Below are 20,376 nucleotides of genomic sequence, written 5' to 3' on the forward strand. Positions count from 1 at the left end.
AAATTTCAGTGGTTCCATATTAGCTGTGCCTTTATAGCGGCAGCCGGCACCCGCCTTGTGCACTTTGCTCGACCGGGGTGCACAACCTGAGAATGTACCGCGTTTCCACTATGGCAGAGAGAAAATTTTAAAGAATCGCTTTGGCGGCAGGTCGCTCTGCTCTGAGCGCCGAAAGCGGCTTCACTCTTGCGTGCTTCGGGCAAAATATTTTGACCATTCGTTCGCGCTGAAGGCTATGGGGACGGCCAGGAGGTCCAATCGCTCCCGCTAGACAGCCGTTATATCGAGATATAATCGCGAGGCACGGCGGCCATGCCGTCACCGTTCATTCCATATCATCGAGAAACGGGTGCCTTTTTTGAGTTCCGGGTGCGTGTGCGTCTGCTCGACCCGGGCGCCAATATTCTGCGCCATCGCCATGATCAGCTTGGTGCCGAGACCGGTGCCGCGAGGGGCTGAATCCGGTTTCACACCGACGCCGTCATCCTCCACAACAAGAATGAACCGGCCGTCCTGGGCGGACAGGTTAATGCGCACTGTGCCTTCTTGATCCGGATAGGCATATTTGAGCGCGTTTGTCAGAAGTTCAGTGACGATGACACCGAGCGCAACGGCATGGTCGGCGTTCAGATCAACCTCACAGAGTGAAGTTTCGACCGTGATGGAGGAAGAGCCCGGGACAGCTTGGAACAGGTCGCTTATGATCGAGGTGAGATAGGAATTCAGGGATACGAGCCCCACATTCGCGGTATTGTAGAGACTGCGATGAACGCCGGCGATCGCAGAAATCCGGCTCTGCGTTTCCAGCAACGCCGTTTCTGCTTCCTGGGACTTCAGCGTATTGATCTGCAGCCGGATCATGGCGGAAACCAGTGAGAGACTATTCGCGATGCGATGGTTCATCTCTTTCACCATCATTTCCGCATGCTCTTTGGCCTTTATCAGCAGACGGTCAGCTTCCTCTTTTGTCTGGCGCAGGCGATGGTTTTCAAGCGCCTGGTTGATGGCTGCCAGCAACAGCGGAAAAAAGTCGTCTCCAACATTCTTGATGACGTAATCGGCGGCACCAGCCTTGAGCGCGTCTATGGCGATCTGGGCCTCGTTGGACCCCGTTACGTAAAGAACGGGAACCCGGGCCGGCACCGTCTCGATAGCCGCCAGAAACTCCATTCCCGTCGCCGTCTGAAAATAGTGATCGAGAACGACGACATCGAACTGCCCGTTTTGGAAAAGCTCAAGCCCGGAAGCAACGGACGCGGCATGGACCACCTCCATTCCTTGGCGACCAAGGACACGGCTCGCAAGCCGCGCCAGAGCCGGGTCGTCATCGACATACAAAACGCGCAGAGCCATCATGCCTTCAGGGTATCTGTATTACGGAAAAGAAAAGGCCGAGATTTTTGATGGCATTCGCGAAGCCTTCATAGTCGACCGGCTTTGTTATATAAACATTCGCGCCGAGATCATAGCATTTCTGAATTTCGGTTTCGTCATCAGTGGTCGTCAAAACCACGACAGGCAGACGGCGGGTGTATTCATTGCTTTTGATCTGCTCGAGAATGCTGATGCCGGACATATCGGGGAGATTGAGGTCGAGCAAAACGAGCAGATAGCGATCCTTGCTGACGAGCCCATCCCTGCTTTGGCCCAGGATGTAATCCAGCGCCTTTGCACCGAGTGTGAACGGCACGATCTCGTTGTTGACACCTGCTCTGCGCACATTTTTCTCGATCAGACGGGCATGTCCCTCGTCGTCTTCGATCATCACGATCGTTACTTCCTGACCGGTCGCTTTCATTTGTCGCCTTCCTTCGTTACTCTTCTGAGGTCACTCGGAAGCAGCAAGATAAATGTGCTGCCTTCCCCGAGTCGCGACTCCACCCTAATGTCACCTCCTAAATTTCTGATTAGCGAACGGACATGTGCGAGACCTATTCCTTCACCGGGCTGGTCCTGTTCGCCCGCCCGACGAAACAGTTCGAAGACACGCTCAAGATCCTGCTCACCGATACCGCGCCCGTTGTCGCCAATTTCAATGGCGATCGCGCCGCGCCCGGCCGGATAGGCGCGTGCCGTTAACCTCAGAGGGCGCCCAGGCATCTGATATTTCACCGCGTTATCGAGAAGATTACCTAGAATCTGGTCGAGAGATATGCGGTCCGTCACGACTGTCAGCTTGGGCGTGTCGACATGAATCTCGCCTCCATTGGCCGTGATCTGATGGCGCACGGTCTCTGAAAGCGAGGAGAGCAAAGTTTCGATATCGACTTTCTCCGGCTGAAGCTTGCGCTGGCCGTCACGGGATATCTTCAGAATGGCGTTGATCAGCTGGTCCATCTTGCGGGTCGATGAACGGATAAACCCGATGGCTTCGGGTATGTCTTCCTCAACCGCCAGCCGCGCCTCTCGGATCACATCCTGCGTCAGCGTTTTTCCATCTGCGAGGACATAGTTGGTGACCGGCTTCAGCGACGTATCGAATTCGGAAAGGAAACCCATGATGTTGACAAGCGGCGCCCTCAGATCATGCGTAACGATATAAGCGAAGCGCTGAATTTCCTGGTTGGCCCGGCGCAGATCGCGTGTTCTTTCCTCGACACGCTCCTCAAGATGGCGATTAAGTTCGTCCACATCGTCCCGCGACCTGTTTAGCGCGCGAATATAAGTAAAGACGAGCAGTATCGACCCGCCGACCACGATGAGAATTGCAAGGGCACCGCCAATCGTTACCCAACGAAGTGTATTGGCGGCGCCCAGTTGATCCGCAACGATGACGCGCAGGCGATCGTCCGTATCCGACTGAAGGTCCGACAGAACACTCCTGATCTCATTCATGAAGCGTTTGCCGTCGTTATTTCGAACGACCTCGGCTGCCTCGGTAATGCGACCCGCGCGTTGCAAATCGATTGTTTCGCGTGTCTCGGAGAGCTTTGCGTCGATCGCCTGCTTCAAGCCAGCGAGAGATTGCTTATATCGCTCTTCCCCTTTCAGAAGATCGAGAAGTCGCGCCTGGCGTTGGGGCAAGCCCTGAAGGGCCTCTTCGTAAGGTCCCAGATATTCGCGATTGTTGGTAAGCAGATATCCCCGCTGGCCGGTTTCGACGTCCTGCATCGTCGTCAGCACATCCAGAATTGCGGCACGGACACGGCGCAGTTCCGCCGTTTCCTGGGAATAGCGATTATTCACCTGTACCAGCCACAAAGATGTGGAGACCATGCCGATCAAAATTGCAACGCCAACAGCAAGCATCAAAAGGCTTCGCTGGGCAAACGGTGAAAAACCAGTCACAGCAGTAACATTCCCGGTAGGCAGTTAGTTCGCGGCACAAACTAGAGTACGCAAGCGACGGATGCGAATGATTTCTTTTTGCACAAGGGTGGAACCACCTCGATCTTCAGGCGTTCAGCGCTGTTGGTAAAATGTCCGGGCGCGCCTGCGACCATGTGAATGCGGTAAGCTATGCAATATGATTTTCAGGGAAAGCATATCCTCGTTCTGGAAGACGACGCCCTTCTGGCGATGGATATGGAGGATTTTCTGTCCGACCTCGGTGTCGACGTCATCGGGCCGGTTTCCGATATAGCCGCAGCGCTGGAGAAAATAAGCGCAACCGATCTGGATGGAGCGGTCATCGACCTCAATCTCAAGGGCGAATTATCCTTTCCCGTGATCGAACGACTGAGGGCCGAGAGCATACCGTTCGTCATCTGCAGCGGATATGCCGAGATACCCGGTATTCGCACGCAATTGACAGGGCTGACGATCATTTCCAAGCCGTGCGATTTTGATAATCTCCCGAATGTTCTGGCGACCGAATTCGCGCATACCGGCTAGCGGGAAAATACCCGCAACGTCGGTAACGCTGATATGCGACACTTCAGTCCAGAGGGAAAATCACCCGATATTTCAGGCCGTCGCGATCATAGCGGATTTCACTGTCGCCCTGCAGCTCGTACTGGGCTCCCCGTGTAACGAGGGTCGTTCCGAAACCGGTCTCCAGCGGAACAGAAATGGGCGGGCCACCGCTTTCATGCCAGCGCAGCTCGATAAGGTCCCGGCCTTCATCGTTACGAAGCCTTTTCCAGCAGACCTGCACCTTCCCGGTCGCTTCTGAAAGCGAACCGTATTTCTGCGCATTCGTCACCAGTTCATGCAAAATCATGCCAAGTGCCAATGCGGATTTAGGCGATACGCTAACCCCGTCCGGACCGTCGAGCTCGACGCGGCTGGCAAAAGTGTTATGGGGTTCAATTGCCCGCTTCACGACATCCTTGAGATCGGTTTGTCCCCAGTTGCTCTGGAAAAGCAGGGCATGACTCTCGGCGAGCGCACTTACGCGGGCCACGAGCCTCTCCTGATAATCCTCTACGGAAGAACTGCCTTTTGCAGTGCGACGAATGATGGAAATGACCATCGCCATTGTGTTCTTGACACGATGGCTGAGTTCGCGGACGAGCAGCTCCTTGTGCATTTCCGCCCGTCTCCGCTCCTCCTTTTCCCGTGCTTCCGCGAGAGCGCGACCGACTGCGGAGGGCAGCCTCGCCAGTCGCTGCTTCAGGACATAATCAGTTGCGCCGCGCCTGAAGGCATCGATCGCCGCGTCTTCGCCGAGAACACCGGAAACGAAAATGAAGGGCGTGTCGGGTCTCGTTTGCATGACGACATCAAGCGCAGCCATGCCGTCAAAGTCCGGCAGGGAAAAATCTGCGAGAATGATATCGAACTGCTGATTTTCCAGCGCCTCGATGAAGGAAGTTTTACCCACCGCCCTGGTTACGACAGGGGGCGGAGAGATCCGTGAAAGCTGATCCTCGATCAGTTCGGCATCGACCGAGCTGTCTTCGAGAAGAAGAAGCTTGCTTTGCTCCATCTGCGGCATCGCCTCACGCACCATTGCGGCGCGCGCCCGGCGGCGGTTCGTTCAGCAGGGCCCAGAACACGCCAAGATCCTGTATCGCCTTAAAAAACTGATTGAACTCCACCGGCTTCACCACAAAGGCGTTCACGCCGAGTTCGTAGCTCTTTACGAGATCCTGTTCTTCACGGGAGGAGGTCAGCATGACGACCGGAATATGCTTGAGGTGATCGCTGCCCTTAACGGTCTGGAGGACCTCGAGCCCATCAACCTTCGGCAGCTTGAGATCAAGAAGAACCACGGTTGGGTCACCGGCAGGCCGGTTGTGGAAGTTACCCGAGGCGTTGAGATAATCAAGCGCTTCTGCACCATCACGCGCAATGACGACCTCGTTCGCCAGTTGACATTTTTCCAGCGCAGTTAGCGTCAATTCCAGATCGCGTGGATTATCCTCCACGAGAAGAATAGGTCTGAGTTCAGGCAATTTTTTCCTCTTCAACTTTCGTAACCGGCAATGTGAAGGAGAACGTGGCTCCCTCTCCGACAGTTCCCTTTGCGCTGACCGAACCGTGGTGGCGTTCAACAATTCGTCTTACCAGCGCAAGTCCAATTCCCGTTCCCTCAAAATCCTCTACCCGCTGCAATCTCTGGAACACACCAAAAAGCTTGCTGTAATAGGCCATGTCAAATCCAACACCGTTATCCTCGACCGAGTAGGTCACGCCACCTTCGGTTTCTGCCGCGGAAATGGTGATAATCGAAACGGGTTTCTGGCGGGAATATTTGATCGCGTTGTCAACGAGATTGTACCACACCTGCCGAAGCAGGGTCGGATCTCCGAGCGACACGGGCAGATCGCCGATATGCCATTCGATCTGCCGATCAGCGATGGAATGAGCGAGGGAGCGGCGAACCTCGTTCACGACTTTCTCCATGTCTACCGGCACCATTGTGATTTGCGTGCGGCCGAGTTGCGAGAAATTCAGAAGATCGTCCACGAGCCTGCCTGCGCCGAGTGCCGCTTCGGAGATCATCTGCAGATAGTGGAGCGATTTTTCATCCAGGGCGTTGCTGCGTTCGCGCAAGAGCTGGGCGAAACCGACAATATGACGGAAGGGCGCGCGGAGATCATGCGAAACCGAGTAGGAAAATGCCTCCAGCTCCTTGTTGGTCCTCTGCAATTCTTTCGTCAGATCCGCCATTTCCTCCGCCTTGCGCAGGACGATGCCGATGATCGCGCCACGCAACTCCCGCGCCGCTGCAAGCTCGGGGGCTGACCACGGTGAGGCTGTGTTGCGCACCTGCTCTTTCCAGGTTTCGAACGATTTGCGCGGATGAATGCGCCCGCTCTCATGCACTGTCTTGTGCGGATCCCCGCCCCAGCGCACCGTCTTTACGACTTCCGGCCGAAACCAGATCAGCCAGCTTCCGTGCAATTCCGAAACCCGCATCGCTATGATCCCGCTCGCCACGGACGCAAACGCCGCAGCAGCGGGATAATCGCCGGCAAGATTGTCTGTGGCAAACAGGTCTGCAACCTCGCGTTCGCCGAGCCAGCGGATCAATCCTTCGACCTGCTCCTGCGAGGGAGTCTTGCCCACGAGATGGTACTCATCGCCAAAAAGGAGTGCCGCTCCCTCAGCCCCCACCTGCTCCAGCAGATCGTCCTTTTCGCTCTCCCCGCCCAGAAGGCCGTCAACCCATCTTTGTGCCGCCGCCATCCGCTTGAGCAGGCGAGCCTGGACATGACCAAGTTCCAGCCGGCGCGAAGCATCCTGAGAACTTTGCTCCATTGCGATCCGCATCGAAAGGAGCTGGGCGGCGAAATCGCAGGCTTCGCGCACGGCGAGCGAGACGGAGTGCGGGGCGGCGTGATGGCATGCGATCAGCCCCCACAATTTGCCATTGACGATGATTGACACCGACATCGAGGCCGCCGTCGCCATGTTACGCATGTATTCCAGATGAACGGGCGAAACGCTGCGGAGCTGTGAAAGGCTCATATCGAGCACTGCGCCCGTTTCCGAGTTGACCTGCGGCATGACAGGCACGGGCCTGTAATCGACGTCCGGGATCATACGCAGACGGTTGACCGTATAAAGCTTGCGCGCCTGCGGCGGGATGTCGCCGGCCGGGAAGCGAAGCCCGATATATGAAGGCAACGCCCCGCTGCCGGCTTCCGCCACGACATGACCGCTCCAGTCGGGACCGAAGTCATAAATGAGGGTCCGGTCATAACCGCTGATCGAGGAAACAAGCTGTGCAACTCGAGACAGTGCGTCGCTCAGCGACGGCGTGCTGTTGAGATATTGGGCGAGGCCTGTTAACTCGCTCATCAGCGCTTCGGCGGATGCGCCCGGGCCTGTTCTCTCAAGCTCGACGATGATCACGCTTCCCGACCGATGCGCCGAGACATCGAGTTTTTTTTCGGTCCAGACATATCTGAAGCTGCTGTCGTCACCGGAATACCAAGCCGGTAACGCCTCGATAAAAGGCAATGTTCCCCGGTCTGGAATTACCCCGATCGATAGAGGCGCATCTAGAAAATCCTGCAGGTTATCGCTCGCCTGCACGACGGCCATCTGACGCGCGGACAGCACGAAGAGTGCGCCATGTTGCTGGATAGCGCCGGGAATGTGGATGGGCTCGGCGCCGCAACTATCCAGCTTCGGCGTGACTGAACTCATGACTTTCTCCAGCCGCTCTGTGATCGACGGCCTGCTCAAAACGCGGCCAGCCTAGCCATTATTCTACGGATGTAAACGTTTGCTTACGCGAAATTGTTTCGCCGTCGGCCACGTCCCTCTCAGGTTTCGGCAACAACAGCGGGCTTCATGAGATAATGACCCACACCCCAGACGTTACCGTCCTCGTGACCAAATAGCCCGGCCGTTGCGAGAAAAAACAGACGCCAGCGGCGTTCCCATAACCGCGCGTCAGCGCCATAAACCCGCTGCAGGATCGGCCTTATGTGGCCGATTTCCCGATCGAAATTCTCAAGCCAAGCGAGAGCCGTGCGCCGATAATGCGATCCCGGCCAGTTCCATTCCCTTTCGACGGTAAGAACCTCGCTGAAACGATGGGGAAGATCAAAAGCGGGCATGATGCCGCCGGTGAAAAAATGCCGGGCAATCCAGTCGGCGGGGTTGTTGTGGTCGAAACGATAGGATCGGCTGCGGTGGTTGAAGACATGGAGGAAAAACTTGCCATCAGGTTTCAACCAGGTACGAACGCGTTCGAAGAGCACCTGCCAATTCGACATATGTTCGAACATTTCGACCGATACGACGCGATCAAAGTGATCGCCGGTCGCAAAATCGTTCATGTCTGCGGTCACCACGGAAAGATTGGACAGCCCGCGCTCACGCGCGCGGCCAAGGATGGATTCCCGTTGCGATGCGGAATTGGAGACGGACGTGATCCGCGCATTGGGAAAACACGCTGCCATATAAAGCGACAGCGAACCCCAGCCGCAGCCGAGTTCGAGAATGTCCATGCCGTCCTCCAACTCGGCATGGTCTACCGTCTCGGCGAGAGCAGCTGTCTCCGCTTCACCGAGGCTTGTCTTGTTATGGGGATAATAGCAGCAGGAATATTTCCGCTGGGCTCCGAGAACCAGTGCGAAAAATTCAGCGGGGACTTCATAGTGTTGCCTGTTCGCCTCGTCGGTATGGCTGGCGACGGGGAATTTCGCCATATCCGCCGCAAAAGCCGCCTCGGCATCCGGCGGTATTTTTGCGAGCCGCCGTTTCGTTCTTGCGCAGAGCATATCTATTCCGGCGAGTGTAACGCTGTCGTTGAGCGCCGCGCGTTCTGCGGCATTGATGGCAAAGGCGAGCATATTCATGGCGTTTCCTCGTTTTTGCGCGGCCCCGGAAAGAAGGCGTTGACGCGGCGTTGCAGGGCACGGAATTTTTCTCCGCGCGATTTCAGCATGTGCTCTTCAAGCGGCGGAATGCCGGATACATGGACGAGCAGCCAGTACATCATGACGGGCGCGGCAAGCGACGCCCAGGACAAGCCGTGCGCCTGGAGGGCCAGCAGCGGCAAGCTGCACCAGAAAAGCCATTCGAAGAAATAATTGGGATGGCGTGAATAACGCCAGAGACCGGTTTCACATATACCGGTTTTCGCTTCGGGGGTTTTCCTGAATTTCGACAGCTGGGCGTCCGAGAGCGCTTCACCTGCCAGTGCAACAAGCGCAACCATGGTGGCGAGAATATCTATTGTGCGCGGGAAAATCTGGTCGTTGCTGGCGGCTAGATAAACAGCCAAAACAAGCACGAAGGCGGCAACCGCCTGTATTTGCAGGAAGAAGAAAAGCCGCCGGGGACCGGTTTCGCCCCATTGCTCCATGAGTTTTGCATAACGCGGATCTTCCCCGCCACCCCGCGTGCGCAGGCCTATGTGTCCAGCAAGCCGCAGGGACCATACGACAACGAGACAGAATACGATACTGCGCCGCCCGCCATCGCCCTCCGCCAGCAACACAGCCAAGATGCCGCCGAGCCCGACGCTTGCCGACCAGACAGTGTCGATCCAGCCGCTCGAGCCGGTCGCTCTTTGTAATGCCCAGGCTCCTGCCATCAGCAGCGACATCAGAATGGCAAGCGTCAGGATCACGGAAAACATCACTACTTCGCTCACCACTTTTAATCGATCGAGGCCGGGTTTCGTGATGGCAAATACGGCTTAACCAGCAAAAGAGTTTCAGGGTTAGAAAAAAATTCGAAAAACCACCTGCCGCTGAAACTTATCAGACGGCCGCTTCGTATCTGCGCTGTCCAAAGACAATTTCTACAATGCGATAGCGAGGATCGATGACCGACACCGAAACAATGCGACGAGACAACCGGCGCCGCATCGCAATAGTGGGAACGGGAATTTCCGGTCTGTCAGCAGCCTGGCTCTTGTCGCAAAGGCACGATGTCACGGTCTTCGAGGCGGCAGACCGCGTCGGAGGCCACAGCAACACGGTGACATTCGATACGAAGAATGGCCCGATCCATGTCGATACGGGTTTCATTGTCTATAACGACTGGACATACCCCAATCTGACCGCGCTTTTTCGAAAGCTGAACGTGCCGACCGCAGCCTCGAACATGTCGTTCGCTGTTTCCCTTGATAATGGCGGCTTTGAATATTCCGGCGGAAACGGGTTTGGCCTGCTCGCACAGAAGAGAAATGCTCTAAAACCCCGCTTCTGGTCGATGCTTGCGGACCTCCTGCGATTTTATCGCAACGCCCCGCGTGACCTGCACTCGATGGCTGACATGTCCCTCGACGATTATCTGACGCGTAATCGCTACGGCGCAGCGTTCCGCGACGATCATCTCTACCCGATGGCTGCGGCGATATGGTCCACACCGGCCATGGAAGTAGGCCGTTATCCGGCGGCGCATTTCATCAAGTTCTGCCGCAATCACGGTTTGCTGTTGCTGCGCAACCGGCCGGTCTGGCGCACCGTCGTTGGTGGTTCGCGCGAATATGTAAAACGCCTCACGGCACCGTTTGCAGACAGAATTCGCCTGTCAACGCCAGTGACGCGTATTCGCCGCCTGCCGCACGGCGTCGAAATTACAACTGCGCAGGGTGAGATTGCCGGCTTCGATGACGTGGTCATCGCGACGCATGCGGATCAGGCCCTGGACTTGCTGGCCGATGCGACACGTGTCGAAAAGCGCATTCTCGGTGCCTTTGGTTATACGCGAAACCGGGCCGTGCTTCACACTGACAACACCTTCATGCCGCGCCGCCGCGCGGCTTGGTCAAGCTGGAATTATGTGGCCGACACGCGCACCGAAGCGGGCCAGCCCAGCATCACATACTGGATGAACCGGCTCCAGCCGCTCGGCGAAGCCGAGGATATTTTCGTGACCTTGAACCCGGCGCGGGAACCGCATCAAGGAAAGATCATCGCCGAGGAAACCTATCACCACCCCGTCTTTGACGCCGGAACCGAACAGATGCGCCAGGAACTATGGGCCTTGCAGGGCTTGCGAAACACCTGGTTCTGCGGCGCCTATTTCGGTTCCGGTTTTCATGAAGACGGCCTCCAGGCCGGGCTTGCCGTCGCTGAAGATCTCGGTGGCCTGTCCCGCCCATGGAAGGTGGCGGACGACAGCGGCCGGATCATCCGCCTTGATTTGGAGACGATCGCCAGGGACACGCGATCCATGGAGGCGACGGCATGAAGCCTCCCCTCGTCTCTGCGCTTTTCCCGGGCCATGTTACCCACGCCCGGTTCAAGCCGAAAACCCACAAACTGGACTATCGGATCTATTCGCTGTTTCTCGATCTCGATGAGTTGGAGACGCTGGACCGGAAATTGCGGTTTTTCTCGGTGGACCGGTTCAACCTGTTTTCATTTCATCGCAAGGACCGAGGCAACGGCAGCGGGCTCAGGCTACGCCAGCAGATAGATGCGGCAATGACGGCGGCGGGCATGACAGCGGATGGAGGGCCGGTGCGCCTGCTTACCATGCCGCGTTTGCTTGGCTGGTCCTTTAATCCGCTCAGCGTGTTCTTCTGCCATGGCCGCGACATGGAACTCAAAGCCATCCTCTGGGAAGTGGACAACACTTTCGGCCAACGGCATTCCTATCTGATCCCCGTAGAGGCCGGCATGGGCGCGGAGATCGTACAGCGCTGTGACAAGGCTTTTTATGTCTCGCCCTTCATGGACATGAACCTTCACTATGTTTTCCGCGTCATCCCGCCTGGGGAGAGGCTGAAGATCGTCATTGAAACATTCGACGATGATGGCGCCGTCCTGACCGCCCGGCATCTTGCCCGAAGGGTCGAACTGACCGATCGAGCCTTGCTGAGAGCCTTTGTCACCATTCCTTTCCTGACCCTGAAAGTCGTTCTCGGCATTCACTGGGAAGCGCTGAAAATCTGGCTGAAGGGGGTGGCGCTGAGAAAGCGCCCGCCGCCACCCGCACAGCCAATATCCTTCGTTCACCCTTCATCGTCGCAAATCGAGGCCAGAATTCATGACCCCGTTTGACAATCTCTCGGAATTACCGGTGCAGAACACCCGCGTCAGCGGCCGTATGGGCCTCGGCACTTGGCTCATCACCCGGCTGCTGAACAATATTCACCGCGGCCGGCTTCGCATCACCCTCCCCGGCGGCGGAACCATCGAAAAATCGGGGACATCGGAAGGCATCGACGCCATTCTCGTTCTGCATAATTGGCGGGCAATCCGCCGTCTGTTCGTCAATGGTGATATTGGCTTTGCGGAAGGCTTCATTGAGAACGACTGGTCCACACCGGACCTGACCGCGCTTATCCGTTTCGCCGCGCAAAATCGTGATGCTTTTACGAAATCAATGCGCGGCAGCCTGCCCATGCGCCTCATCAACCGGCTTGCGCACGGACTGAACGCCAATACCAGACGTGGCAGCCGCCGCAACATCGAGGCGCATTACGATCTCGGCAACGAGTTTTACCGGCAATGGCTCGATCCCTCGATGCTTTACTCATCGGCGATTTTCGACCTGATGACACCAACCCTCGAGGCAGCGCAGCAGAAGAAACTCGAGCGTATTGCGGAAAAGTTGCAGTTGACCGGCAACAAGGATGTGCTGGAAATCGGCTGCGGCTGGGGCGCGCTCGCCATTCACCTCGCCACGCAGCACAATGCCAACGTGACCGGCATCACCCTGTCGCCCTCCCAGTTGCGCTGGGCGGAAAATGCTGCGGAAAAAGCAGACAAGGCTGACCGGATCAAACTGAAGCTGCAGGACTACCGCGACGTCAAAGGTCAATTCGACAACATCGTCTCCGTGGAAATGTTTGAAGCCGTCGGTGAAGCCTATTGGCCAAGCTATTTCGGGACGCTGAAGCGCTGCCTGAAACCCGGCGGTCGGGCGGTGCTGCAAATCATATCCATTGAAGAAAACCGCTTCGATACGTATCGGCGCAAGGCCGATTTCATTCAGAAATACGTGTTTCCTGGCGGCTTCCTGCCCTCCGATTCAGCTCTGGAAAAAGCCGTGGGGCAAGCCGGCCTCAAACTCACGGAAAAGGAGCTTTTCGGCCAGTCCTATGCGCTCACACTGGCGGAATGGCGCCAGCGTTTCCATGCTCGGTGGCAGACTATTTCCCTACTCGGCTTCGACGAGCGCTTTCGGCGGATGTGGGAGTATTACCTCTGCTATTGCGAAGCAGGTTTTGCCGAGGGAACCATTAACGTCGGGCTGTACACAATAGAACACGGATGAGGCGGGACTAAAAAACGGAGAACCACGATGAAGATCCTTGGATTGGCAATTGCATCCGCCCTCTCTCCGATGCTGGTGGGAGCGAGTGCGACCGCAGCCGATATCAACGGCAACTGGGCGCGGGGCGACGGCAAGGCGAAAGTGCTGATCGCACCCTGCGGCGAGAAAATATGTGCGACAAACACATGGATCAAACCCGGCACCCAGAAAGAAAAGACCGGCGACCGCCTGATCATGGACATAAGGCCGGGCGAGACGGGCAATTACACCGGCACGGCCTTCGACCCGCAGCGGGATAAATCCTACAAGATAACGGTGACGGTGGCAGGCAACAACATGACTACGAAAGGCTGCATCATCGCCGGTCTGCTGTGCAAGGGCATAAGCTGGACCAGGATCGACTAGCCACGTCCCAGATCCTCCCTCTCTCGTCAACCAGACCAAAAAGTCGCCTGATCAATGGCAAAGGAAAAAATCGATGAAGACATATCTTGCCGCCTATTTCTTCACCCTGGTTGCCTTTCTGGTGATCGATTTCATCTGGTTGAGCACCATGGCGTCACGACTTTATCGACCGGCCATCGGCGATCTTCTGGCGGAAAATTTCCGTCTCGCTCCGGCGATCATCTTTTATCTCATCTACGCCGCCGGCCTTACTTTTCTCGCCGTGCGTCCGGCACTTATTTCGGGACAATGGAGCACGGCGCTGCTTTACGGCGCTGCCGTGGGCTTCATGGCTTATGCCACATATGATCTGACCAATCAGGCGACGCTGAAAAGCTGGTCGACGACCCTGACAGTTGCCGATCTGCTGTGGGGCACCTTCGTCTCCGCGGCAGCGGCCGTCATCGGCTTTCTTGTCACGGTACGCATCATTGGCCCGTTGGAAAACTCGGCAGGCTGGCCATGATGACCGTCGCCTCCTGCAGCCTGCGCCCGATGATCACAGGGCGTGTCCGGAACGAACTTTCCAAGCATCTCTTGTCTTCCTTCGAAAGACGATCTTATAAAGGAAGAATAGCAAGGAAGGTTCGAATGCAGGGCACAGAGATCGCAAGCCTTATCCACCGCGTCGGCATGGGTGATCGTTCAGCATTCGTCTCGCTTTACCAGGCAACAAGCCCGAAGCTTTTTGCGATCTGCCTGAAAATCCTGCGGGACAGAACGGACGCCGAGGAGGCGCTGCAGGAAATTTATATCAAGGTGTGGCAGCGCGCCCGCACATTTGCCGCTAGTGCCGGCAAACCGGCGACATGGCTCGCCACCATCGCGCGCAACCACGCCATAGATACGATTCGCGCCCGCAGACCTGCTGGCGATGACATTGACGAGGTATATGACCTCGTCGACGAAAGCGTTCGCGATCCTGAACAGCATGTTGTTCTGGCGGATGAAGGCCGCAGGATCGACGACTGCATGCGGGAACTTGAAACTGTGCACGCACAGGCAATACGCCGGGCCTATGTCGAGGGTCTGAGCTATCTCGAACTCGCCGACGAATTACGCGTGCCACTGAATACGGTTAGAACCTGGCTGCGGCGCAGTCTTCTCAAACTCAGAGAGTGCATGCAGCGATGACGACGGGCGACCACAGCGGCGGAATGCACTCGCGCGATGAAATACTCGCAGGCGAATATGTGCTCGGTGTCCTGCCGCTTGAAAAGCGCCGCGAAGTGGAACAGCGTATCCAGGAGGACGGGGTCTTCGCGCAACTGGTGCAGCGCTGGGAGACCGAGTTTTCGGACTTTAACGCCGATTACCAGGAAGAGACGCCCAGCGCCGCTATTCTTGCCCGTATTCAAGAGCGTCTATTCGGCAGCAGAGCGGTCAACACGAATGGCACCTTGTGGAACTCCGCATCTTTCTGGCGCTGGATATCTGTGGCCACCAGCGCAACCGCCGTGGCTGCCGTCGTTTATGCCGCGTTCCCGGAACAACGGGACGGCACAAGCCCGCTTGTGGCCGAGCTTGCGACAACCGACAGCCAGGTCAATCTCCTCGCGTCCTACGACGCGGAATCGGGCCGAATGCGTATCGTTCCCGTGGCGACCGGAAAGACGGACGAAAAGTCACTGGAACTATGGCTCGTCATGGACGGCGGCAAGACCCGCTCGCTCGGCGTTTTCCAGCCCGGCACGAATGGCGACCTCGTCATTCCCGCCGACATGCGTGGCAATATAAAGGAAGGTACGACTTTCGCGATCAGTGTCGAACCATTCGGTGGTTCACCGACTGGTCAGGCAACCGGTCCGGTCATTGCTGTCGGCACCGCCCGGTGGGGTTGATGCCCCACTGGGCCGTCTGCAGCCGTGGTATTGTCACGCTGCCGCCGGAAAAGAAAGACGCAATTCCGTGTCCAGCATGGCGCAGAACCCAGGACTGGCAAGGGTGATCCGCCGTATCTGAAGCGAAACGCCGCGCTGCTGCGGCCGTTCTCAATTTTACCGCCACCGCCATCCGTCTTTTCGCAACGTGCTGCAGCCCAACACGTAACCCACACCCGCGGCCAGGCAAAGTGAAGCCCAAGGACTTCTGCCGATAGCGCTACGTGCGGCGCGGCGATTGATCCGGGCAACCGCATTTACAGACACCAAAGCCCGTGAAGCGGTTTCGCCAGCACGGACTTTCAAACTGTCGATCTCGGCGCGCAGTGCGTTCATCTCATCGCTCAATTGCGCTGCAAGGCTGTCATCGCGCTCCGCTACCTCTGCAAGCGCCGCGTCAACGAGGGGAGCGTCGGAGATTTGCGGCTGGACACCCGCGTTGTTCGGCTGTCCGTCGCCCTCTGATGGCGCGGGAACAGAACTGCCATGTTGTTGAACGGTATTTTGGTTCATCGAAGCCTCCTTGATCAGCATCTAACCCGCGCCTCTCTCGGATGTTCCAGCAAGAATGATTGCTTTGCGTCGCGTAAAGCCCTGGCCGGTGGGTCTTGCGAACACTTGCTTCAGCTATCGCACAACACCGGGACCGCGCCTCGTCAGACGTCGCCGTCAATGGGTCTAACTGTCGAAGGTTCTTTAGAGGCCGGCGACGCGAGATAAGACACATCGCAGACAGGGAATCGGTCTTGAATCCGGATTTGCCAGCGACGGCGATCGGGGGGTGAAACTTTTTTGAGCGCGACGAGTTTGGTTCACGAGCAATGAAGCTCGCATTTCCCACAGCATGCAGTCATCCGCCATGCGGAGAATCTGCCCCCTTTCGGAGGAGATACCGTGAACTCTATCATTTACCTAGTCGGGCTGGTCGTGGTCGTCCTGTTCATTCTCTCACTGTTGGGGTTACGCTAATGGTTGATCCAATCGTTACTGACGCCAATCGGAGCTACGTCGACTGGCCTGCCATTTTTGCCGGAGCGTTTATTGCCTCCGGGGCCATGGCGGTTCTCACCGCGTTTGCCAGCGGATTGGGACTGAGTTCAATCTCGGCGGACAATGGCGGTGAGATCAGTTCAGTCTGGCTGATCATAACCGGCCTCTTCGTAGTCATTTCCATGGTCGGCTCTTACATGCTGGGCGGTTACATCACCGGCCGGATGCGCAGACCCGCAGGGCAGGCGGACCGAAACGAATTGACCGTTCGTGACGGCCTGAATGGGCTGGTGGTTTGGGGGATTGGAACGGTCGTCTCGTCATTCCTGGCCCTGGGCGTTATTTCAGGTGGTGCAAGAGCTGTTGGAAGCGCCGCCCAGACAGCAATTGAGGCAACCGGAACGGCGGTTGGTGGAGCGGCGCAAGGCGTCGGACAGGTCGCCGGGGGAATCGTTTCAGGAGCCGGCAGTGCCGCTGGCGGTATCGCGCAAGGGGCCGGGCAGGCAGCAGCGCCCAGCATCGAGCAGATGCTTCCGCAGGGCCTCAGGGCCAATCCGCTCGATTATTTTACTGATACGCTGTTGCGAACGGATGGACAGGCAGCGTCGCCGCAGGCCGATCAAACCGTCGGTGACTACCAGCGGCAAATAAGCGGCATCCTGGGAAATCTGCTGTCGACAGGCGAAATTTCCGACGCTGACAGAAACTGGCTCACGACACAGATTGCTACGCGTACCGGCATCAGCCAGACCGATGCCCAGAACAGGGTCAATCAGACGGTGGAGCGGGTGCAGGCCGTACGGACGGAAGCGCAGCAAAAAGTCGATGAGGCACAAAAGCGCGTCGACGAAATGAAGGCGCAGGCAGAGAAAGCGCTGGAGGATGCCAAGAGGCAGGCGGCTGACGTCGCGGAGAAAGCACGAATCACCGGCATTCTGACCGCGTTTTTATTGGCGGCTTCAGCAATCGTGTCCTCTGCAGCGGCTTACATCGGCGCTGTTCACGGTGGACGACATAGGGATGAAGGACGAATCTGGGGCGGCCTCGCCTACAGGAGATAGCCCTTCATATCTGCAAAGGAGTCCCGCCCGTCTCGGGCGGGGCCCCGACCATAAGCCAATCCGCGCTCTTCGGCCTCATTACGCCGCGCCATCATCATCCTTCGACATTTCCGCCTCAATGACGCAGATCACACCGCTCTTCTCATAGACGAATTTCGTCTCGCCTTTCAATTCGGCGGACAGAAGCCGCTCGATGAGGGTCGAACCGAAACCCCTGCGCCGGGGCGGAGCAACCTCCGGCCCCCCTCGCTCCTCCCACACAATCCGGAGGCGGTTGTCTGCAAGAGGCTCGAACTGCCACGAGATGGATACCTGGCCGCCAGGCGCGGACAGCGCACCGTATTTTGCCGCGTTGGTCGCCAGTTCGTGGAGAGCAAGGGAAAGAGACACGACCGCTCTCGGCGGCAAGGGAACGCTAGGCCCGCCAATCTGAAAGGCGTCGACGGGATAAGGTGACAAGGCCTGCTGCATGACGGCCTTGAGATCTGCGTGCTGCCAATCGGCGTGCACCAGCAGGTCCTGCGCTCTGCTCAGCGACGCCAATCTGCTGGTGAAGGCTTCCACCTCCTCGTGGTTTGCCTTGTCGCGACCAAGCGTTTGTCTCGCAATTGCCGTCACAGTCGCAAGGACGTTCTTGACGCGATGATGGAGTTCATTGACGAGAATGGATTTCAGCCGCTCTGCATCCTTGCGGGCGGTGATGTCGTGCGCCGTCTTGGAGGCGCCTATAACACGTCCGTTGGCGTCGCGGATCGGCGACACGCTGAGAAGCACCTCGACAAGCCGCCCGTCTTTTCGACGACGCTGCGTCTCGTAGGGTTCAACGAAACGGCCTGCCCTGACCTCCGTGAGGATCCTCGGCTCCTCTTCCTGCCTCCCATCCGGCACCAACATCAGCACCGACCGGCCGACGACTTCATCCTGCGAATAACCATAGAGCTTTTCCGCAGCTGCGTTCCAGCTGGTGATCTTCATATCGAGATCGATGCCCATAATCGCGTCATTGGAAGAGGCGATCATCGACGCGAGGTGTTTCTCGATCTCCTGCGCGTGTCGTCTCTCGCCGATATCGACCGAAATGGCGACAGCTTGCGACATGTTTCCCCCGTCATCGCGGATTGCGGAGACCGAGTTCGCGACCCACACCAGACTTCCGTCACCACGGACGTAGCGCTTTTCTATCTCGAAGCTTTCACCGGTCTGAACCATGTGCTGGAACAGGCGCTGGTTTTCGGGAAGATCGTCGGCAAACGTAATCTCCTGCATGCGGATGCCGATCAGCTCGTCCCTCGGCCGACCGACGATCCGACAGAAATGATCGTTCACGCTGAGGAGTTTTCCGGTCAGATCGCCGAGGGCTATGCCAGCGGCTGACTGCGCGAAGATGGCCCTTAGACGCTCCTCGCTCTCTCGCAAAGCCGCATCCGCCTTCACCCGCTCGGTCGTTTCGTTGACGATGCAGAACACACCACGCACGGTGCCATCCTGATCCGCGACCGGAGAATACGAAATGTCGAAGTACACCGTTTCGGGGTAACCGTGTCTTTCGATATAAAATGGCCTGTCTTTTGCGGCGACCGTTTCTCCCTTCGCGAGGACGCGCTGCAGCAGCGGCTCGAGGTCATCCCAGAGTTCGTTCCAGTATTCTCGGGCGGGTCTGCCGAATGCGTGTGGGTGCTTATTGCCTATGGTTGGCGCGTAGGCGTCGTTGTAGAACGCGACAAACTCCGGTCCCCAGAACATCACGATCTGCGCCTGTGAGGGAAGCATGATGCCGATGGCGGCATGCAGACAGGCAGGCCATTCCGATTTCGGACCAAGTGGCCCTGATGTCCAGTCCACTGTGTCGAGGAGGCTGGATACGGGAACTGCGAGCGTGTTAACCTTGTCCAGGACGACGATCTCCACCTGAGGATTTATAGAAGTTAGCCTATAGAACTTTCGGGTGCGAGCAAAGTGTCTGTCACGGTTGCGGCATGTTTCCTGTGTCTGACCGTCGATATCAGCCGAAAGTCATCATGGCCGATCGTATCTCAATCAAAGCCCCATATATCTCAATCCGAGCGGCCCACCCCCGATCACCTCCGCCAGCCTCCTGCAGTCCAGAGTCCTTTTCGGTGTGTCACTGGACCGTCTCGCTGCCCTGCATGAATACACGCATGAAGGAACGAGATGAAACTGCTTGCAAGCTATTTGGCCCGGCTTAAGAACGATACACATCACGTCAGCGATAACCGCGCTGCCTTTTAAATAAACCTCCGTGCGGCACCGGAGTGCTGCCAAACCGTATTAGGATTGGCTACTTCGCCCCGAACCGCGGACGATACCTGCCGGGCCCCGTCACGAAATACAAAAACAGGGCCCCAACGATCGCCAGATTCTTGAAGAATTGCCCCTGCTGGGCAGAGCGCGCTCTTCCACGCCCTTTGCGGCAAAAGAAACCGCAAAGCCGGAAATTTCGAAGAGCTTGCCGACACCGGCCTGCAGGAAGAGCGCGCTGATCGAAAGGCGCCCAAGAAGAATTATCGCATCATTTATCTTTGCAGTCATTGGAAGTTGCTGTTGAATCTTGCTTCGGCACTCTCGGCAGATTTATCATCGCGCCGCGCCTGTGGGCGCTACGAAGCGGCATGATCCATGCCGCCTTCCCTTCACGGCGCGGGCTGCTGCCATCCGTACGCGCGCTTCTGGACTTTCTGGCGGATGAATATGCAAGACTTTCGGCTTTCGAGAGACAGCAAATTTTACCGTGAACCCCGCACAGGTGACCGTTGAACGTGCACGCTGGTTTCTGCGCACGTTGCGCAGTCAACGGTAAATGACAGACGGCCCAATCCAGTATCAGTTTCTCCCGATCCTCACCTTTGGACTGCTGCCTGGATGCCGCTTGCAGCTATCGATCAGGTTCCGCCGACCGA

At 57.3% G+C, this 20,376-nt stretch carries 19 protein-coding genes; 9 read left to right on the forward strand and 10 right to left on the reverse strand.

The features are described from left to right. Window positions 1–318: 318 nt before the first annotated feature. Genes EYD00_RS17545 through EYD00_RS17555 form a run of 3 tightly spaced genes read right to left on the reverse strand, consistent with a single transcriptional unit; the run spans window position 319 to window position 3,249 of the window. Window positions 319–1,356 carry a sensor histidine kinase gene (locus EYD00_RS17545; protein ID WP_034497385.1) on the reverse strand — a complete coding sequence of 346 codons (1,038 nt, stop codon included), beginning with the start codon at window positions 1,354–1,356 and terminating at the stop codon, window positions 319–321. Between the two features lie 4 nt (window positions 1,357–1,360). Further along, window positions 1,361–1,798 (reverse strand): response regulator, encoded by a 438-nt coding sequence (locus EYD00_RS17550; protein ID WP_004445914.1) that lies wholly within the window; start codon window positions 1,796–1,798, stop codon window positions 1,361–1,363. After that, a complete protein-coding gene (locus EYD00_RS17555; RefSeq protein ID WP_034497388.1) occupies window positions 1,795–3,249 on the reverse strand; it encodes a sensor histidine kinase in 1,455 nt (484 codons plus the stop codon). Before EYD00_RS17555 ends, EYD00_RS17550 begins: the two co-directional genes overlap by 4 nt. A gap of 210 nt (window positions 3,250–3,459) precedes the next feature. Here EYD00_RS17555 and EYD00_RS17560 point away from each other — a divergent pair, with 210 nt between their 5' ends. Continuing rightward, on the forward strand, window positions 3,460–3,834 hold the full coding sequence (locus EYD00_RS17560; protein WP_006699868.1) for a response regulator: 375 nt from the start codon (window positions 3,460–3,462) through the stop codon (window positions 3,832–3,834). 43 nt (window positions 3,835–3,877) lie between these two features. Here EYD00_RS17560 and EYD00_RS17565 read toward each other — a convergent pair whose 3' ends face one another. From EYD00_RS17565 to EYD00_RS17585, 5 genes are all read right to left on the reverse strand, one after another. Further along, window positions 3,878–4,870: a sensor histidine kinase gene (locus EYD00_RS17565; protein ID WP_034497659.1), complete on the reverse strand. Its 993-nt coding sequence runs from the start codon at window positions 4,868–4,870 to the stop codon at window positions 3,878–3,880. Window positions 4,871–4,883: 13 nt separating this feature from the next. After that, window positions 4,884–5,339, reverse strand: coding sequence for a response regulator (locus EYD00_RS17570; RefSeq protein ID WP_022563108.1), 456 nt, complete (start codon window positions 5,337–5,339; stop codon window positions 4,884–4,886). Continuing rightward, entirely contained in the window at window positions 5,332–7,542 is a 2,211-nt protein-coding gene (locus EYD00_RS17575; RefSeq protein ID WP_034497391.1) for an ATP-binding protein, read from the reverse strand. The genes EYD00_RS17570 and EYD00_RS17575 overlap by 8 nt, the downstream gene beginning before the upstream one ends. A 119-nt stretch (window positions 7,543–7,661) precedes the next feature. Further along, window positions 7,662–8,702 (reverse strand): SAM-dependent methyltransferase, encoded by a 1,041-nt coding sequence (locus EYD00_RS17580; RefSeq protein WP_034497394.1) that lies wholly within the window; start codon window positions 8,700–8,702, stop codon window positions 7,662–7,664. Further along, window positions 8,699–9,487 carry a DUF1295 domain-containing protein gene (locus tag EYD00_RS17585; RefSeq protein ID WP_034497397.1) on the reverse strand — a complete coding sequence of 263 codons (789 nt, stop codon included), beginning with the start codon at window positions 9,485–9,487 and terminating at the stop codon, window positions 8,699–8,701. Before EYD00_RS17585 ends, EYD00_RS17580 begins: the two co-directional genes overlap by 4 nt. 188 nt (window positions 9,488–9,675) lie before the next feature. On the opposite strand from EYD00_RS17585, the gene EYD00_RS17590 reads away from it, so the two are divergent. The 7 genes from EYD00_RS17590 (at window position 9,676) to EYD00_RS17620 (ending at window position 15,368) form a co-directional block, all read left to right on the forward strand. Continuing rightward, complete coding sequence (locus tag EYD00_RS17590) at window positions 9,676–11,049, forward strand: NAD(P)/FAD-dependent oxidoreductase (RefSeq protein WP_034497400.1); 1,374 nt, start codon at window positions 9,676–9,678, stop codon at window positions 11,047–11,049. After that, window positions 11,046–11,864 carry a DUF1365 domain-containing protein gene (locus EYD00_RS17595; protein WP_034497403.1) on the forward strand — a complete coding sequence of 273 codons (819 nt, stop codon included), beginning with the start codon at window positions 11,046–11,048 and terminating at the stop codon, window positions 11,862–11,864. The genes EYD00_RS17590 and EYD00_RS17595 overlap by 4 nt, the downstream gene beginning before the upstream one ends. Further along, the gene (locus EYD00_RS17600) at window positions 11,851–13,083 is read left to right on the forward strand and encodes an SAM-dependent methyltransferase (RefSeq protein ID WP_034497404.1); all 1,233 of its coding nucleotides are present in this window, start codon (window positions 11,851–11,853) and stop codon (window positions 13,081–13,083) included. Before EYD00_RS17595 ends, EYD00_RS17600 begins: the two co-directional genes overlap by 14 nt. 27 nt (window positions 13,084–13,110) lie before the next feature. Continuing rightward, window positions 13,111–13,488 (forward strand): DUF2147 domain-containing protein, encoded by a 378-nt coding sequence (locus EYD00_RS17605; RefSeq protein ID WP_034497406.1) that lies wholly within the window; start codon window positions 13,111–13,113, stop codon window positions 13,486–13,488. 73 nt (window positions 13,489–13,561) lie between these two features. Beyond that, entirely contained in the window at window positions 13,562–13,993 is a 432-nt protein-coding gene (locus EYD00_RS17610) for a DUF2177 family protein (protein ID WP_004445929.1), read from the forward strand. 125 nt (window positions 13,994–14,118) lie between these two features. Beyond that, window positions 14,119–14,661, forward strand: coding sequence for a sigma-70 family RNA polymerase sigma factor (locus EYD00_RS17615; RefSeq protein WP_034497661.1), 543 nt, complete (start codon window positions 14,119–14,121; stop codon window positions 14,659–14,661). Continuing rightward, on the forward strand, window positions 14,658–15,368 hold the full coding sequence (locus EYD00_RS17620; protein ID WP_034497408.1) for an anti-sigma factor: 711 nt from the start codon (window positions 14,658–14,660) through the stop codon (window positions 15,366–15,368). Before EYD00_RS17615 ends, EYD00_RS17620 begins: the two co-directional genes overlap by 4 nt. 156 nt (window positions 15,369–15,524) lie before the next feature. Here EYD00_RS17620 and EYD00_RS17625 read toward each other — a convergent pair whose 3' ends face one another. Next, entirely contained in the window at window positions 15,525–15,941 is a 417-nt protein-coding gene (locus EYD00_RS17625; protein WP_034497410.1) for a hypothetical protein, read from the reverse strand. Between the two features lie 434 nt (window positions 15,942–16,375). Here EYD00_RS17625 and EYD00_RS17630 point away from each other — a divergent pair, with 434 nt between their 5' ends. Continuing rightward, a complete protein-coding gene (locus tag EYD00_RS17630; RefSeq protein WP_034497412.1) occupies window positions 16,376–17,458 on the forward strand; it encodes an ATP synthase subunit B family protein in 1,083 nt (360 codons plus the stop codon). Between the two features lie 78 nt (window positions 17,459–17,536). Here EYD00_RS17630 and EYD00_RS17635 read toward each other — a convergent pair whose 3' ends face one another. After that, window positions 17,537–19,366 carry a PAS domain-containing HWE histidine kinase family protein gene (locus EYD00_RS17635; protein WP_100911240.1) on the reverse strand — a complete coding sequence of 610 codons (1,830 nt, stop codon included), beginning with the start codon at window positions 19,364–19,366 and terminating at the stop codon, window positions 17,537–17,539. Window positions 19,367–20,376 lie beyond the last annotated feature (1,010 nt).

It is taken from the genome of Agrobacterium sp. 33MFTa1.1, from assembly GCF_004328495.1.
Taxonomy (GTDB): domain Bacteria; phylum Pseudomonadota; class Alphaproteobacteria; order Rhizobiales; family Rhizobiaceae; genus Agrobacterium; species Agrobacterium pusense.